Here is a 16041-nt window from a genome sequence, read left to right on the forward strand (position 1 = left end):
GTCCTTGCGGCACGGTGCGAGATAGGCATGGGATCAGTTGTCCTGGCTATACTGCGGAAAAAAGTCGGGCTGAGTAAGTAACTGCTCCACACGGCCGCGTCCCGCCGCAGATGAGAAGTTCAAATTCCAACGATGGAATGCGCGATTGAGAATCTCTGCTTGGTTAGTCTCTGTCGTGGCCTGGATATTTTCAGACAGTTTGAGCGCGTCACCCACTGGCACCACCCACGGATGCTCAGGCCCTGCTATTTCAGGGAGTGCGCCGGCGTTGCTAATAACAAAGGGCACCTTTGCTGACATGGCTTCGGCGACAACCAACCCGAAGGATTCAGGGGCCATGGAGGGGCAGACCATAACGTCAATCAGGTTGAAAAATTCGGATTGGTTCATCCAACCTAGGCGGTTCACAAGGTGCTCCACGGGTGCCAGAAGCTCTTCCAGGGCCCGCTGGCTTTTCTTATCGACGAAGCGCGGCTCCCCGGCCAAGACCAATCTGTACCGGCCGGGGTTTCTTTGATCGAGCTGATGCAAGGCTGCTGCAAGAACACCGACGCCCTTATCCAGGGACGGTCTCCCAAGGAAACCGAGTCGGACGATATCGTCAGTCCGGACGCGTTTGTTCACAAAGACCTCGGAAACCCAGTTCTGAAGGACCTGGGCGCCTCGGATCCGCTCCGCCATGAATCGGGACGGGACGAGCACAGCAAGGGATCGCAAACGTGCAGCCGCGGCCAAAAGCACTTGGCCCCCACCTTGGGGTAGCTGATGCAGATGGACAACCCGGCCTGACCGTGCCGCCGTTGCAACGGACGGAATGAGTCCGTTGCACCAAAGCAGTTCATCCCCGTGTTGCCGGTGCCACCGGCGCAGAGCGACCATGTAGGTCAGCCGGTTAAAGGCCGGAAGGACAATTGTGGAATGCCCAGCTGCCCGTGCAGCATCTACTACTCCAGAAGGACTTTTGGGCCCGATCACCCGCACGGGGATGCCCAACTCTCGGATTTCGCGGGCCAAGGCGAGGAGCATGACCTCTCCCCCGCCGATATCTCCGTTATTGGCGGCGATAGCCACGCCTTTGAAAGTCGTGGGCGATTCCGCGACTTTGGAATATTTGTCCACTATCAGCTGGGCCATTCCGTGCACGGTAGACCATTCCTCAGGTAGCTGCGGCCGTTGCTCCACATCGGATGCCTGCCGCTTGACCGCCTCCACAATGCCGTCCACGTCCCCGGCTTCAACCAGGCACTCGCGGGGCAGGATTTCCGGGTTGCCCCCAACAGGGGTCGCCACCACGCCCAGCCCGGCGTTGACGGCGTCCAACAATGTGTAGGAGCAGTTTTCCCAGACCGAGAGCTGTACCAGGACGTCGGCCGCGGCCATTGCTTCGCCCGCGTCGAGGAAACCCGGAAACCGGACGGCCTGCTCAATGCCAAGCTGCCCGGCAAGCTCTTGGAGTTCGCCGCGCATGGGCCCTTCGCCGGCCACGGTCAGGGTGGCGCCGGGGAGGTCCGCGTGCAGTTTCGCGAAGGCATTCAGCAGGTCCGGGAGGCGTTTCTCCGGGGACAGGCGGGAGAGGGACAGCACGCGCGGCCCCTCCGTCGCCGGCATCCGGGAGGCGCCAGCGGATCCTCCCCCCGAGGAGCGGTCCACGCCGTTCGGTATGACCTTAATGAACTTGCAGGGGTTCCATTTTGCCTCCATGGCCCGGCGCGTGGCCTCCGATACCGCGATAATCCCGTCGGCACGGCGCAGGCGCAGGGTGTGCAGCGCTGCCTTGATCCGGGACTTGGCAACCGACCCGTGGTACACGAGGTCGTCGGCAGCGATCCCGTGTTCGGTGGTGACCAGCCGGGTGCGCCTGTCCCCCGCCAAGGCACACGCCGCCACCACGTCCGCATAGGAGAGGTGGCTGTGCACAACGGCCGGCCGCAGGGTTCGCACAGTCCGCCCCATGGTCCGCAGTGATGCGCGGAAGCCGGCCGCCGGGCCGAACGGCCCGGTGACGACGGCGGTGCCGCTTTCCCTCAGCAGGTCGGCAAGCGGGCCTTCCGGGCAAAGGACCACCAGGCGCCACCCCGGCAGCCCGGCCCTGGCGACGTCAAGGACATGACGGGCCACGCCCCCGAGGTCCGCCACGGGAACCACCCACAGAGCCGTGGGCGCCGCCGTCGTCCTTTCCTGCCCGCTCAGTACCATGCCTCGAGCCGTTCCAGAGCGGTCCAGAACGCGGCACCGTCGTTGACGTGCCCCTGCCAGATCTCGGGGATGAAACCGGCTTCAGGGCTCAGCCTGTCGAGCTGCTTTGCCAGGGACGCGAAGTCCACCTCGCCCTCGCCTACCTGCACGCCCTCGCCGTCCACGCCCGTGGCGTCAACCATGTGCAGGTGGATGGTGTGCGGTGCGAGCGCTTCAACGGCCTCGGAAAAGGGCATGCCCAGGAAGTTCGCGGCCAGCTTGGTGTGCGAGACGTCCAGGCAAAGTCTGGTGCCCGTTTGTGCCGCGAATTCGGCGGTGTCGTGTGGGTCAAGGAATAGGTTGTGGAATTGCTGTCCGCCCATAAGCCAGGGATAGGGCGGCAGGGTCTGGGCCGCAATCCGGACGCCGTCGGTGTCCAGCCGTTGCAGGGCCTGCGCCACGCGCGCGTACTTCCGTGCCCGTTCCTGCGCCGGAATGTGCCGGTCCTTGGTGAACCCGCCCATGGTCACCACCATGATGGGTTCGTCTTCCTGTTTGAACCAGCGGGTCAGCGAGCGGGTGATGTCGATGGTCCGCTGGACTTCGGCTATGGACCGCTCCCAGTGCGCGCTGTCCTCCGAGGCCAGGTCAACCAGGAAGTCGCCCGCGAAAAGGTCGGGCAGGTGGGTGGTGAAGCCCATATCCAGCGGCGCCGTGAACACGGAGTCGGGGTCGATCTCCAGGTCCTTGTAGGAAAAGTGGAACTCCAGGAAGTCGGGCGAGCAGTCCTTGATCAGCGCCTCGTGGTCGTGATACCTGACCGGCAGCCCCCACGGGCGGCGGAAGTCAAAGTCTCTCCCCTTCGGTGCGTGGTCCCGGAGGTCGCCCTCGTAGAAAAAGTCCCCTTCGGCCACATCCCTTGGCGCGGTCCTGCCCAGCAGCAGCGGTAGGGCATTGGGCTGCAGGCCGCGCCCGGGGCTCTTGACGTCGACGTCGGCGCTGCCGATCACCTGTCCCTTGGCGATGGGACGGGCCGCCACGAGCGATTTGGCCAGGTTAATGCGGTTCATCATCTCGCCCGGGGAGACGGTGCGCGGCGACTTGCCGCCGATGGACTCCTCCACCTCCCGGATCCGGGTGACCATCCGGGCGAACTCTTCGGGAAGGAGGGAGACCGTGTGGTCGTTGCCTTCCATGGTGGTGTCAACCGTGAAGTGCTTCTCGATGATCCTTGCCCCGCGGGCGACGGCGGCAATGGGCACGTGGTAGCCGCGCTCGTGGCCCGAGTACCCAACGATGCACTGGCCTATCTCGGCCAGGCGGTCCAGGTACGCCAGGTTCACGTCCTTGAAGGGCGCGGGGTACGTCGATTGTGTGTGCAGCAGGGCGAACGCGGCGCCTGCCGAGCGCAGCAGCGCGGCGCTCTCCCGGATCTCGTCTTCCCGGGACATCCCAGTGCTGGCGATCAGCGGGACGCCGCGGTCAGCCACGTTCCGCAGGAGCTCGTGGTTGGTGAGGTCAGCGGATGCGATCTTGAGCGCCGGTAGCCCGTAATCAACCAGCGACTGGGCGCTGGCAATGTCCCACGGCGTGCAGAGCACATCAATGCCCTGGTCCCGGCAGTGGTCAAAGACCCTGAACAGGTCCTCAGCGTCCAGTGAGAACCGGGAGAGGAGATCCAGCGTATATTGCGTGCCCAGATCCTCGCCGGCGGAGCTGCCGCTGGACTGGCGGTAGAGCGACTTCATGTCCCGGAGCTGGAACTTCACGGCATCGGCTCCGGCCTCCTGCGCGAGGTCCACCAGCCGCTTGGCCAGGTCCACCGAACCGTTGTGGTTGTTCCCGATTTCGGCGATGAGGAAAGCGGGGTGGCCCGGACCGATGTGGTGCCGGCCGATGCGCATTTCATCAGCCCGGTCAACGGCGATGGCACGCAGGTGCCCGCGTGCGTCCACCAGCGGAAGATGGGTGACATTACGGGGCATCAGCACGGCCAGGTCCGCCGGGCTGGTGGTGTGGCTTGCGCTGCGGACGGCGCGGTTTGCGACAGCAAGGCAGCTGACGTTCAGTCCTTCGGCAGGGTTTTCAACAATCCACCGGCGGAAGTCGCCGTCGGACAGCGACCCTTGGAGCACGCCGTGCTCGTCCACGCAGAAGACGATGCGTTCCTGGTTTGCCGTGATTTTCTGGAGCCCGGTGAGCACAGGATCTTCGGAAAAGACGATATAGGGCAGGGTATTGCGTTCAATGATCATCTGCGGGCTTCCTTTTCTGTCCCCTGCATCTGCCTGGATACGAGCATCTGCTGCTCCACGGTGCTGAAATCCAGTTCGGTGTCTATGTCCACGCCTTCGGCCTCCTCCATCACGAAGAGACCAATGCGTCCGCCGAGCCGGTTGGAGAACTTGCGGTAGATCTCCGTGCGGGTCAAGTAGAGGGAACCTGTTTCCCGGTAGCGGTAGTCCCCCTCGGCCAGGTCCTGGCGGCGGGGCCGGCGGTCGACGGCGTATTGGGCCATGGGCGGGTCCCCTGCCGTCCAGAGGAACGGGGTTTGGGGCACGACGCCGACCAGCGAGTCCACGCGCGAGTCAAGGAACTGCGCAACGGCGCGGTCAAGGGTGCCGGGATGGCGGATGGGCGAGGTTGCCTGCAGCAGCATGACGGCGTCGGGTTCCCTGCCCTGCGCTGTGCGGTATTCGATGGCGTGCTGCACCACGGGTTCCGTTGCTGCTTCATCCCGCGCGAGTTCCTCCGGCCGCAGGAACGGCACGTCGGCGCCGGCTTGCAGCGCCACTTCCGCGATCTCATGGTCATCGGTGGACACCAGGACGTCCAGCCCGCAGTCCGCAGCCAGCGCCTGCTCAATGGTCCAGCTGACCAGCGGCTTGCCTGCCAAGTCGCGGATATTCTTACGGGGAATCCCCTTGGATCCGCCGCGGACCGGAATCACGCACAGGATATTCACGAAACTTCCCTCACTTGCTGGACAACGATTTCTGCAATAGCGCGGGCCGGTTCCAGATCCGGACGGGCGGGAGCGGGTGTCGGTTCAGTTCCCCAACGGGACATGCCGTACCGTTCCCAGAACTCCTCCAGCCAAGCGGGAGGTGAGGGATAAGTGACCCAGGCGGGGATGCCTCGGGCTGCGGCTTCAAGTACACCTGTGGAGAAGACCGACGCGATCGGAGCATTAAGTTCCGCGAGCGGAATTCCGGACCGGTCCAGCGTCACACCCCGCCGTTCCCAGAGTGCGTGCTGCAAACGCGATAGACGGTCCGTCTCGGAGGGATGTGGCCGGTACATGGCACCGGTTGTGGTACAGAACAGCGTTGCCGCCCGCGCAAAACCGGACCGTGGGAGTTCCGCGCCGTGCAGCTGGCCCAGAAACACCGGACGCGCGTCCTCACTCACCCGCCCGGAGCCTTGCGCCCCCGCCGTCCACAGCAGCTGCGAACCGACCACATCCCAGGTAACGTCGCAGCGGCCGGAGCGCCAGAATTCGGCGTCGGCGTCACTGAACGCGAGCAGGTGCGCGTCCTCGGGCAGCGGGGGCGCGTGGGGTGTCATCAGTCCGTGCTGGACGACGTAAAACCGCGCGCCCAGGTGCCGCGACCATTGGTATGCCACGGCACCGACGGGCAGATAGTGTCCGCTGCCGGCAACGAGTCTGATATCGGCGAGCTGTTCGGGGGCAGCGTCAGCATGGACCGGGACGAGTTGCCATGGCCCACCAGGAAGATTTTTCCGGATATCCTCCGGGGCCAAGACGGCAACGGACTCCGACTGAAGGAACTCAAGAGGACGGACTAGGGAAGCCAGTGATGTTGGTTTAGTCGAGTCAAGAGTAAACAAGGCTCGCGGCGAGGTCCCTCTAACGGCAAGGACCGGCTTGGTGGCAGAGTGCCTCGTGATGAGGGACTTTGCTCTGCGGAGCGGGCTGGTGGCCCTTTGCCAGCGGAACCAGGCCTCGAGGTCGTGCGGGTGGTTTAGCCCCATAATTCCTCCAGCGTTGCGATCCGGTGGCCGAAGGTATGTTGCTCCAACGTGCGTCGCTGGCCTGCCATTCGAATCCTTTGGGCCCAGTGGCCGTCAAGGAGCGCCCTCCGGCAGAGCTCCACCAGTTCTTCCGCCGATTCGAAGACCAGGACTTCGTCTCCGACGTCGTACATTGAATCCACGTCCGCCCGATCAAGAATCTGAAGCGCACCAACCCCGGCTGCTTCGAAAGTACGCATAGTGAAACCATCCTGGTCTCCATGAAGATTCAGCGTTGCCGGCGACCCCTGCATGACGCCGTAAGCTTCTGCGCGTGCCATGTCCCTGCCGACCGGAATCCCGGCACTTGAGAACTGGCGTGTACGCAAGACATCAAATGGATGCCTGGACCAGGTGCGGCCGTAGGCCTTGACGGGAACAGCGGAAGCTGCCAGCTCCCGCAGCAGGTTTTCCCGCGAGTCATATCTGGCGCCGATAAAGGAAATATGATCCTCGCGGATTCGGGGAACGGGAACTGAGTCATCGAACGCGAGCGGCACGTGCCGAGCCTCGATGCCCTGTTCCGTCAGGCTTTCCGTATCTTGGCGGCTGTAACTTGCTATCGGTCCGGCATTTCTTAGCTGCTCGGGTGTATACCGCATGCGCCGTAGCTCGTCGTAGAGCCAGGTCACGCGGGGAATTCGGCGCTCGTCCAGCGCCTGCCACCAGTCGGGACCGAGCTGGTCCCCCTTCACCAGCACAACGACGTCTGGACCGGCTGCGTTGAGGGCGGCGAGCGCACGATCGGTCAGCTTTTGTTCCACCTTGACAGGACGCCATTTTTCCGGCAGCTCGTGCAGCAGTTTGTTGCCCAGTCTCTGGTTGAAAGGACCGGCGGCGTCATAGCAGTGGACGGTGACCTGGTGCCCACGGCGTTCCAAGGCTGTGCTCATCGCGTTCCAATACCCATGGAACACGGGACTGACCAAAAGAATCCGCACAGGCTTCATTCGGTCAGACCCCGGGCCTTAAGCTCATCCAGGGCTTCGTCCCACGCTTCTGGGGCAGCGCCCCGTTCATGCCAGGAGGAGCGGATGAAATCGGCGATGGCCTCCTTTGTCTGCCATCGCGGCAATGGTGCTCCCAGCGCCCTCAACCGTCTCAGGTCCGCGCAGGCGTGATCGATGTCTCCCGCCCGGCGTACAGCGAGGTACTCAATCGGCACATTGACGTTGGGCGCTGCCTCCATGGCATAGAGCGCCAGTTCCTTGAGGGTGGTACGCACTCCCGTACCGCTATTCAATACGCGAGGTGTTTCCAAGGCTCCCTCCGTATTCTCGAGGCTCCATTCGATGAGAGCCACGACGTCCTCTACATGGACGAAATCCCTAGTCTGTGTGCCATCGCCGTAGAGGGTCAGCGGCAAACCGTCCTTGAGGCGGGCGAGGAACGCTGCCAGGACGCCGGTATAGGGGTTATGAAGCGCTTGGCCTCGGCCGATGACATTCTGGGGCCTGATGATGGTCGCGGGAACTTTTGCTGCCACTGTCTCCATGAGGACGTGCTCGGCCCGGGACTTGGTTTCCCCATAGACAGAAACGGGTCGGTGCCGGTCCTCTTCGGAGGAAGGGACCAGTGTGCCGTCTGCACCACCGTCGACTCCAGCAGGCAGTGACTCCCCTGGGGAAAGGACGCGCCCTTCCCCGTAAACGGCACGGGAGCTCAATAAGACGATCTTCGCGCCCCACCGGACAGCAGCTTCCGCAGCCATCCGTGTACCCTCCACATTCACCCGCCGGTAATGCTCGGTCTCATACATGGACTGGGCGGTGCCGGTTTCCGCCGCAAGGTGAACCACCGCGTCGTGCGGCGGCAGCGACATCCACGCACCAACGTCAGCAACATCGCCGAGGAACACCTCGCCAGGGAAGCGTTCGGCAGAATCCTGTGGATCCTGGTGAACCTGTGAGTCAAGGATGTCTAGGGCTGTCACGTCATGCCCGGCGCCGACGAGTGATTGAGCCAGATGCTGTCCTATGAATCCGGCCCCGCCGGTAATGAGCACTTTCATCGTCCGGTACTTCCTGATCTGTCCAGTTGATTCAGTAGTCGTCCAGCGAGGACGCGTGCGGGGGCTCCACCGACGGTGGCACCCGCGGGGACGTCACGTGTGACAACCGATCCAGCGCCGACGACGGCACCGTCTCCTATGCTGACGCCGCCAAGAATGATGGCGCGCTGCCCAATAAAGCATCTGTCTCCGATGCGGATCGGACCGGTGCCATGAACGGTGGAAAGGTCGCCCTGCAGGTGCGTACTGGAACCGATGTATGCCCCGTCAGCGATCACGCATCCTGAACCCACCGTGACATCGTCCAAGGCGTGAAGGTGCACATCATGGCCCAGATAGACGTCATCGCCGACAGCCAGGTTCCCTCCTCCTTCGGTGGCAAGCCAGGCCCCTTCGTAAATTGCACATCTCTTGCCGAGGCTGATTCGCTCCACGCCGCGCAGGACCAGCGGCTTAACAACCACGGTGCCTCCACCTAGCGCGCGGAATGCCCTCCGATAGACAATGGTGGTGACCGCTTTCGCGAGCCTCCAGCGAATGGAAGGCGGGGCCTCGGCAAGGAATTTCATGATCCCCATCAGTGATTTCTCCTTAAATAGCCCCACTCACGCCGAAAAATTTCCACGGCGTGGAGGTCGCGCCCAGCAGCCTGCCGAACCAGATTGACCCAGAAGTTGATGGCCGATGCGAGCCCAAGTGCTATCCGCAAGATTCGCGGATTGCCCCACTTCTCTGCGTAGAGCTTCCGCGAGTCCACCAGCCACTGGCGGCGCCTGGTGGAATCCGAGGATCCTCCGCCTTCATGGGTGACGGCGACCGTTCCAATAAAGACGGAGGGTACGCCGCGGTCACGGAGCCGGCGTTGCAGGTCCACTTCCTCCGAGTTCATGAAGAATTTTTCGTCGAAGCCGCCAACGGCCCGGAATTCGCCTGTGGGCACCAGCATGGCGGCCCCCATCACCCAGTCAACGGGAACCACCGCGCCGTCCACGCAGCGGGTATCGTGCCCCACCATTTCGTGCAGGAGGGTCAGATGGCGCCAGCGCGCGAGCGGCGTGAGCCACTCAGTAACCTGGTGCCGCACTGCGGGGAAATGCCTGCCCACCCACTGCGGCACGCCGTTGTGCCCCAGGACCTGGGGACTCACCACGGCAGGCTGCCATGGAGCGGCGGCGCGCAGGAGATCCGCAACGAAAGTGGGACTGATTTCAAGGTCGCTGTTCAGGATCAGCAGCAGGGGGTGCTCAGCCAGGGCGGCACCCGAGTTAACTGCGGAGCCGAATCCCCCGTTCACTGGCCTGCGCACAACTGCCACACCTGCAGTGTCAGGAAAGGGAACCGGGGAGCAGTCATCGACCACGACCAGCTGCAAAGCCCCGGTGCCTTCCTGCACTTGGAGTGCTTTGATGAGGGCAAAAGCAGGCCGTGGGTCTCCATAGTGGGGAACGACTACGGTGACAGGCGTCATCGGTTCTTCACTCATGGCCCCTGCCACTTTCGGTGGAACCGCAAAGAACAACCATCATTTCCCCCCTGCTGTTTGCCAGCGTTGCTAGGGCCGCCGGATGAGACGTTCCGACGTGGGATTTAACGCGCCCCACAACACCTGCACTTCCAACATACTATGAACAGAATTTTAATGACCATGCAGGTCGAATTTCTGCTCTAAAAGTTGACAAGTTTGCTTATTATCCTCTCCATGAACCTCGACCTGAAGGAGTGCGTGTATAGAATCAAAGAACTTGCCCCGTAATGGGGGAGGTCTCTTTCGAGGTCAGAAAGGTTTCACCCGTGGAGCTCAGCACCTATCTGCGAATCCTTCGCCGCAATTGGATTATGGTGGTGGCCTTCACGCTTCTTGGGCTGGTTGCCGCCACGGCCTATACGCTCAGTATCAAACCCACCTATACGGCCCAGACAAAGCTTTTCCTGGCAACCCAAAGCTCCGGATCGGTGGGTGACCTGCAGCAGGGAAATACCTTTATCCAGGCGCGCGTCCAGTCCTACGTCGAAGCCGCCATGACACCTGCGGTTTTGGAGCCTGCGGCTGAAAGCTTGGGAAAGCCAGTGGGTGAACTGGTGGGTAAAGTGACAGCCAGCGCCGGGCTGAACACAGTGATCATTTCGATAGTTGCCACCGACAGTTCGGCGGTGCAGGCGGCGGCGATTGCCCAAGCGGTGGGTGAGAGCCTCATCGAAGTGATCGATGAACTCGAAAAACCGACCAATGGCACAGGGTCCTCGCCGGTCCGGCTTTCGGTGGTCACCCCGGCCTCGCCGCCGGCTGAGCCGTCCGCCCCGAACAACCGGCTTAACATTGCCCTCGGCGGAGCTATCGGACTGGCCCTTGGCACGGGCCTGGCCCTCCTTCGGAACGTCCTTGACACGAAGGTGCGTGGCGAGACGGACCTGCAAAGGGTCACCGATGCGCCCATCCTGGGAGGAATCGCGTTCGACGCCGACGCCACCAAAAAGCCCCTTCTCACCCAGGCTCCGTCCCAGGGCACACGGGCAGAGTCGTTCCGCCAGATAAGGACCAACCTGCAGTTCGCCCACGTTAGCCACGGTTCCAAGGCCGTCCTGGTGACGTCGTCGCTTCCTGGAGAAGGCAAAAGCACAACCGCCATCAACCTTGCCATCGCCGTGGCGCAAGGCGGGCAGTCCGTAGCGTTGGTGGACGCCGACTTGAGGCGGTCCCGGGTGGGAGAGTACCTGGGGCTTGAAAAGAACGCGGGCCTGACCACCGCACTCCTCGGAAAGGCCGATCTAAGCGAGCTGCTGCAGCACTGGGGCCAGGACGAACTTTATGTGCTGACGGCGGGGCAGACACCGCACAACCCCAGCGAACTGCTAGGGACGGAAGCCATGAAGAACCTAATCCTTCGGCTGGAGCAGGATTTTGATGCGGTCATCATTGATGCACCTCCTCTGCTGCCGGTCACCGACGCAGCAGTGCTGGCACAGCACGTGGGCGGCGTCGTCCTGATGGTCGGGTCCTCCCGCGTGAAGCTCCCCGATCTCGAAAAGTCCCTGAATGCCTTGGACATGGTCGAGGCCGACGTGCTGGGCGTGGTGCTTAATTTCCTGCCTGTTAAAGGCCCGGACGCATACGCCTACAGCTACTACAGCTACGAAACCGACCAGCCCAAGGCAAAGAAGAGAAACAAAAAAACGGCGGATAGGAAAAATTCGCGTCCGCCTGCCCTTGATTCTGTTGAGCCGCCCCGTGACCATGCCGCCCGCTGACCGCTAGGAACCGGTTCACCATTCCTGCCGAAAGGTGCTTATGGCCATGCGTGAAGACCCTAATTGGCAGTCGCGTTATGCACGGCGGCTGGCCGTGACGGATGCCGCCGCGGTACTTTGGGCTACGCTGGGCGCTCTTGTCTTTCGGTTCGGCAGCCCGGACAGCGGCAGCATCATCAGCAAAGAAGGAATGCCCTATATTTCAATTTCCCTCGTCCTGGCCTGCAGCTGGTGGCTCATGCTTTCTGCCTGGGGCACCAGGGATTCACGCATTCTGGGACACGGGACCGAGGAATACAAAAGGGTAGTCAGTTCCTCGCTATGGCTGTTCGGAATAATCGCCATTGTCTCCTACACCTTCCAGTTCGACACAGCACGCGGTTATGTCGGCATCGCGCTCCCTGCCGGGCTGGGTATCCTGCTGCTGTCCCGGTTCCTGATCCGCCAGTTCCTGCAGCTTGATCGCCATGCCGGAAAGAGCATGTCCAGGGTGCTCATCATTGGTGGCCCCGGCAGCGCCGAGCACCTTGCCCGGTCCCTGTCCCTTCACCCCATGGCCGGTTATGTTCCTGCCGCCACGTACCTGCCGGGCAGTCCGGAGGGAACAACTGTTGCCGCGGATTTGAACCTTCCCACACTCGGCCATGCGACGGACCCGGAAAGCATTGCCATCACCATCAAGGAGTTCAAGCCCGACGCGGTGGCCCTGTCCGGCGGTGTCAACCTTCAGCCCCGGGCTATCCGTGCCCTGGGCTGGGCGCTGGCCGACATGGATGTCCGCATGATCATGGCTCCTGCCTTGACGGATGTTGCAGGTCCGCGGATCCACACGCAGCCGGTTGCGGGCCTGCCGCTCATCCACGTTTCCACCCCTAACCTGGCGCCCGCCCAGCGGTTTGTGAAGCGCGCTTTCGATGTGGCGGGAGCAGGATCACTCATACTGGCCTTCTCCCCTTTGCTCCTGGCGCTTGCCCTCGTGATCCGCCTTGACAGTCCCGGGCCCGTACTTTTCCGGCAGGAGCGGGTGGGAACCCAGGGGACGAGGTTCCACATGCTCAAGTTCCGTTCCATGGTGGTGGACGCCGAGAAGCAGCTGCGCGAACTCCGGCTCATGAACCAAGGCAGCGGGGTATTGTTCAAGATCAAGGATGATCCGCGGGTCACCAGGGTGGGCCGGTTCATCCGCCGCTACAGCCTGGATGAACTTCCCCAGCTGTTCAACGTCCTCAGCGGCTCCATGAGCCTTGTGGGACCACGCCCCCCGCTGCCCTCCGAGGTTGAGCAGTACGAGAACCATGTGCACAGGCGCCTGCTGGTGCGGCCCGGACTTACCGGGCTGTGGCAGGTGAGCGGGCGCTCCCTGCTGTCATGGGAGGACACGGTGCGCCTGGACCTTTACTACGTGGAAAACTGGTCCGTGTCCGGCGATATCTCCATCCTGCTGCGAACCTTCCGCGCCGTGGTAAGCCGACATGGCGCCTATTAGCCGCGGCGCCCGCCCGCAACACGAAAGGGTTGCTGCGTGACAGGAATCGAAACCGCCGAGGCACAGCAGCACCCGGGCCAGCCCGTCAAGGTCCGGAAGAAAAGTCGGAGCCACGCCCGGCGAAGGCTCCGCAGACGGCTGGTCCGGCTGGCAGTCGCAATAGGCATCCTTGCTTTGACGGGCGGGGCCTGCGCGGCCTGGCTCGCCCACCGCGCGGACCAGGTCAAAACCCATCTTGAGGCGACCGCTGTCCTGCTTCCCGCCGTCGAACAAAAACTCCTGGCCGGTGACGTGGAAGGCGGAAAAGCCGTCCTCGAAGAACTGCAGGATCACTCAACAGCAGCCCGCGAAGCCGGAACCGACCCGCTCTGGAAGGCAGCGTCGTCGGTCCCCCAGCTTGGTGCCAATTTCTCAGCGGTGACCGCTGTTGCCCAGTCCGCGGACGACGTCGTCCAGGGAGCTGTTACGCCTCTGGTCGGCACGTTCGGTTCGATCGCGTGGGAGGACCTGGCGCCGAAAGGTGGGAAGATCGACGCTGCAGCCCTTCGTGACGCCTCCCCCACACTCGGGACAGCCGCGAGGACAGTCCAGCTCTCCTACGAACGGCTGGCGGCCATCGACCAATCGGCACTCCTGCCCCAGATCGCCGGTCCCCTCGGCGAAGCAATAACGCCCCTTAATGAAGCCCGCGGCGCACTCAACGCCGCCGCTGCTACCGCCAAAGTCCTGCCGCCCATGCTGGGCATGGACGGGCCGCGGAATTACCTCATCCTCATTCAGAACAGTGCCGAGGTGCGGGCCACCGGCGGTATTCCCGGCGCCGTGGCCGTCATCAGTGCTGACAGGGGCATCATTAAGCTCGCCGGCCAGGCAAGCGCGGGCGATGTCGGTGTCTTTGATCCGCCCCTGGACGTCCCTGAGGACCAGGAGCGGATCTTCACAACCCGGATGGGAACCCAGTTGCAGAACGTTAACCTGACCCCGGATTTTCCCACCGCAGCGTCCACTGCAAGCAGCATGTGGGAAAGGAGAAACCCGGGCGCCAAAATTGACGGAGTCATTGCCCTGGATCCCTTGGTGCTGGCAAATGTACTGCGCGCCACGGGCCCTGTTGCCTTGAAGGACCCCGCGATGCTGGCGATGGTGAAGCCCACAGGGCTTCCCGCCACTCTGACGGCAGACAACGCGGTGAAAACGCTCCTGTCCGATTCCTATGCCGCCTTGCCGGACCCCGGATTGCAGGACGACTACTTCGCCCGCATGGCCAGCGAAGTGTTCACCGCCGTTGCCGATGGTCAGGGCGATGGCAAGAGGCTGGTCGAGGAACTGGTCCGGAGCTCGGAACAGAACCGGCTGTACGTCTGGTCCGCGCGGCCTGACGAACAGCGGGCCATCAGCACAACCGCGGTGTCCGGCATGATTGCCGGGTCCGCGCAGGAACGGGCCTCCTTTGGCCTGTATTTCAACGACAGCACCGGCGCAAAGATGGACTACTACGTGCGGCGGACGGCGCAGCTGGTACAGGCATGCATGCCCGACGGCGGATCGGCCGTTACGCTGCGCGTCACCTTAACGAACACTGCCCCTGCCGATGCCGCCGGGTCGCTGCCGAAATATGTCACCGGCCAGGGCGTCTTCGGGGTAGAGGCCGGGCGCGTACGGACCAACGTCATCGCGTATGGTCCTGGCAGATCCCTCCTGGAGAAAGCCAGGGCTGGCGGCGGCGCTGCGCAGCTGTCCTCGTTCCGCCAGGACCAGAGGCCGGTTGCTGTTCTTACGGCTGAAATCGGGCCGGGTGAAACTGAGACCGTGGAGATCGATTTTTCCCGGGTGACCGCGCAAAGTGATCTTGATCTCAATGTCACGCCGACCATCCAGCCCCTGGAGGATGTGGTCCGGCCTCCGGTAAGGGCGGAAACATGCCCGGCCCATTAGCGGTCCTGCGATCCCGGTGAATCCTTTGGGTAGCCTGCCGGAAAACTGGGTTGTTCCTGCGGTTTCCCTCGGACTGCCCTGTTAAGATTGTTACTAATCCCAACGGCGCTTCACGGCTATCTACGCGCGCGAAAATCCTGTGGGGGCCTGCTAATTCGATACACACATGATTTTGGGGAATCAGACATGAAGAAGACCGTTTCCGCCCTGGCCCTCGCCGGCTCACTCGCATTCCTTGGCGCAGGAGGGGCACAGGCAAACCATGACACGGACTACCCGTCCGCGCCGGTAACGGGAACCGTCAGCGACGGTACTGTAGCTCCCGGCGAGTCCTTCATCTTCAGCGGAACCGGCTTCAACCCAGGCGAACCCATCGCAATGGAAGTTTCCCGTGAAGATGCGGAGCCTTCCGCCGCCGGAGCTGCCGGGACGGCGGGCGGCCCTTCCGCCGCTTCCCCTGCAGGCATGATCCTGCCCCTGGAAAAGGTTGCCAGCGCGACCACCACGGCGGATGCCGCCGGGAACTTCTCCCACCCCTTCGACTTGGATGAGATCGGCCTCTACACCCTGGAAGCTACCGGCCTCCAGTCCGGCCACGTAGTCACTTCACAGGTTGTTGTTCACGCGGTTACCAATGAAGTAGCTCTTGCCAAGACCGGCGGTGTCCCCTTGGCCAACACCGGGCTAAGCTCCGGCATGCTGATCTGGGGAGCAGCCGGCCTGGGCGCCCTTGTTTTCGGTGCGGGCAGTGTGGTTGCGGCGAAGCGCCGCGCTGGCGTAACTGCGTAGGCGGCATGTAAAGCAGATCGAATCGAATTGGCTGACGATCGCAGTGTGCCGCAGAGTAAACACTGGTACGGTCATTCGCTCGACGTTGACCAAACCGGGCGGTGCTCACTTCCTTGCCACAACCGGTGTCATGGGCTGTTGCCTCATTGCAATACCTTCGGGAAATGTGCTTCGTTGCCTCATTTGAAAACCTCCGGGTGACTGCTTCGTTACCTCGTTGAAAAACCTCCGGGAGGGTCAGTCTTTCCAGGCCCTGTTGACGGTTTTGACGGCGGCGGGCTGTTTTGCCGGGGAGAGGGTTTCCAGTTGGGCTGTTAGTGCCAGGATCTGTCGTGAGAGTGCTGCGGGTCTGATGCGCTTGAAC

At 62.8% G+C, this 16041-nt stretch carries 13 protein-coding genes; 5 read left to right on the forward strand and 8 right to left on the reverse strand.

Annotated features, from left to right (window positions below; translation table 11 throughout):
* Positions 1-33 precede the first annotated feature (33 nt).
* From Q9R30_RS00190 to Q9R30_RS00205, 4 genes are read right to left on the reverse strand one after another with little or no spacing between them, the layout of a single operon-like run.
* On the reverse strand, positions 34-2196 hold the full coding sequence (locus Q9R30_RS00190; protein ID WP_311216398.1) for a glycosyltransferase family 4 protein: 2163 nt from the start codon (positions 2194-2196) through the stop codon (positions 34-36).
* Positions 2187-4430 (reverse strand): N-acetylneuraminate synthase family protein, encoded by a 2244-nt coding sequence (locus Q9R30_RS00195; RefSeq protein WP_311216399.1) that lies wholly within the window; start codon positions 4428-4430, stop codon positions 2187-2189. Before Q9R30_RS00195 ends, Q9R30_RS00190 begins: the two co-directional genes overlap by 10 nt.
* Positions 4427-5140, reverse strand: coding sequence for an acylneuraminate cytidylyltransferase family protein (locus Q9R30_RS00200; RefSeq protein ID WP_311216400.1), 714 nt, complete (start codon positions 5138-5140; stop codon positions 4427-4429). The genes Q9R30_RS00195 and Q9R30_RS00200 overlap by 4 nt, the downstream gene beginning before the upstream one ends.
* A complete protein-coding gene (locus tag Q9R30_RS00205; RefSeq protein WP_234005423.1) occupies positions 5137-5742 on the reverse strand; it encodes a hypothetical protein in 606 nt (201 codons plus the stop codon). Before Q9R30_RS00205 ends, Q9R30_RS00200 begins: the two co-directional genes overlap by 4 nt.
* 6 nt (positions 5743-5748) lie before the next feature.
* Between Q9R30_RS00205 and Q9R30_RS00210 the strand changes: the two genes are divergently transcribed.
* Positions 5749-5985 carry a hypothetical protein gene (locus Q9R30_RS00210; protein ID WP_234005424.1) on the forward strand — a complete coding sequence of 79 codons (237 nt, stop codon included), beginning with the start codon at positions 5749-5751 and terminating at the stop codon, positions 5983-5985.
* A gap of 176 nt (positions 5986-6161) precedes the next feature.
* Here the strand turns inward: Q9R30_RS00210 and Q9R30_RS00215 are convergent, their stop codons facing one another.
* From Q9R30_RS00215 to Q9R30_RS00230, 4 genes are read right to left on the reverse strand one after another with little or no spacing between them, the layout of a single operon-like run.
* The gene (locus Q9R30_RS00215) at positions 6162-7160 is read right to left on the reverse strand and encodes a glycosyltransferase (protein WP_311216401.1); all 999 of its coding nucleotides are present in this window, start codon (positions 7158-7160) and stop codon (positions 6162-6164) included.
* On the reverse strand, positions 7157-8221 hold the full coding sequence (locus Q9R30_RS00220; RefSeq protein WP_104998842.1) for an NAD(P)-dependent oxidoreductase: 1065 nt from the start codon (positions 8219-8221) through the stop codon (positions 7157-7159). Before Q9R30_RS00220 ends, Q9R30_RS00215 begins: the two co-directional genes overlap by 4 nt.
* Entirely contained in the window at positions 8218-8799 is a 582-nt protein-coding gene (locus Q9R30_RS00225) for an acyltransferase (protein WP_311216402.1), read from the reverse strand. The genes Q9R30_RS00220 and Q9R30_RS00225 overlap by 4 nt, the downstream gene beginning before the upstream one ends.
* Positions 8799-9704 carry a glycosyltransferase family 2 protein gene (locus tag Q9R30_RS00230; protein WP_311216403.1) on the reverse strand — a complete coding sequence of 302 codons (906 nt, stop codon included), beginning with the start codon at positions 9702-9704 and terminating at the stop codon, positions 8799-8801. Before Q9R30_RS00230 ends, Q9R30_RS00225 begins: the two co-directional genes overlap by 1 nt.
* Positions 9705-10012: 308 nt before the next feature.
* Between Q9R30_RS00230 and Q9R30_RS00235 the strand changes: the two genes are divergently transcribed.
* The 4 genes from Q9R30_RS00235 (at position 10013) to Q9R30_RS00250 (ending at position 15677) form a co-directional block, all read left to right on the forward strand.
* Positions 10013-11467, forward strand: a complete 1455-nt coding sequence (locus Q9R30_RS00235) for a polysaccharide biosynthesis tyrosine autokinase (protein WP_311216404.1) — start codon at positions 10013-10015, stop codon at positions 11465-11467.
* Between the two features lie 46 nt (positions 11468-11513).
* Positions 11514-12953: a sugar transferase gene (locus tag Q9R30_RS00240; RefSeq protein WP_311216405.1), complete on the forward strand. Its 1440-nt coding sequence runs from the start codon at positions 11514-11516 to the stop codon at positions 12951-12953.
* Positions 12954-12989: 36 nt separating this feature from the next.
* Positions 12990-14888: a DUF4012 domain-containing protein gene (locus tag Q9R30_RS00245; protein WP_311216406.1), complete on the forward strand. Its 1899-nt coding sequence runs from the start codon at positions 12990-12992 to the stop codon at positions 14886-14888.
* 186 nt (positions 14889-15074) lie between these two features.
* Positions 15075-15677 carry an LPXTG cell wall anchor domain-containing protein gene (locus Q9R30_RS00250; RefSeq protein ID WP_311216407.1) on the forward strand — a complete coding sequence of 201 codons (603 nt, stop codon included), beginning with the start codon at positions 15075-15077 and terminating at the stop codon, positions 15675-15677.
* Positions 15678-16041: the final 364 nt, after the last annotated feature.

It is taken from the genome of Arthrobacter sp. AB6 (genome assembly GCF_031844545.1).
Lineage (GTDB): Bacteria > Actinomycetota > Actinomycetes > Actinomycetales > Micrococcaceae > Arthrobacter.

What these genes read in the sequence shown, in the direction of transcription:
- Q9R30_RS00190 (WP_311216398.1), bottom strand. Translation starts at nt 2,196, where the DNA reads ATGGTACTGAGCGGGCAGGAAAGGACGACGGCGGCGCCCACGGCTCTG.
- Q9R30_RS00195 (WP_311216399.1), bottom strand. Translation starts at nt 4,430, where the DNA reads ATGATCATTGAACGCAATACCCTGCCCTATATCGTCTTTTCCGAAGAT.
- Q9R30_RS00205 (WP_234005423.1), bottom strand. Translation starts at nt 5,742, where the DNA reads ATGACACCCCACGCGCCCCCGCTGCCCGAGGACGCGCACCTGCTCGCG.
- Q9R30_RS00215 (WP_311216401.1), bottom strand. Translation starts at nt 7,160, where the DNA reads ATGAAGCCTGTGCGGATTCTTTTGGTCAGTCCCGTGTTCCATGGGTAT.
- Q9R30_RS00220 (WP_104998842.1), bottom strand. Translation starts at nt 8,221, where the DNA reads ATGAAAGTGCTCATTACCGGCGGGGCCGGATTCATAGGACAGCATCTG.
- Q9R30_RS00225 (WP_311216402.1), bottom strand. Translation starts at nt 8,799, where the DNA reads ATGGGGATCATGAAATTCCTTGCCGAGGCCCCGCCTTCCATTCGCTGG.
- Q9R30_RS00230 (WP_311216403.1), bottom strand. Translation starts at nt 9,704, where the DNA reads ATGAGTGAAGAACCGATGACGCCTGTCACCGTAGTCGTTCCCCACTAT.
- Q9R30_RS00240 (WP_311216405.1), top strand. Translation starts at nt 11,514, where the DNA reads ATGCGTGAAGACCCTAATTGGCAGTCGCGTTATGCACGGCGGCTGGCC.
- Q9R30_RS00250 (WP_311216407.1), top strand. Translation starts at nt 15,075, where the DNA reads ATGAAGAAGACCGTTTCCGCCCTGGCCCTCGCCGGCTCACTCGCATTC.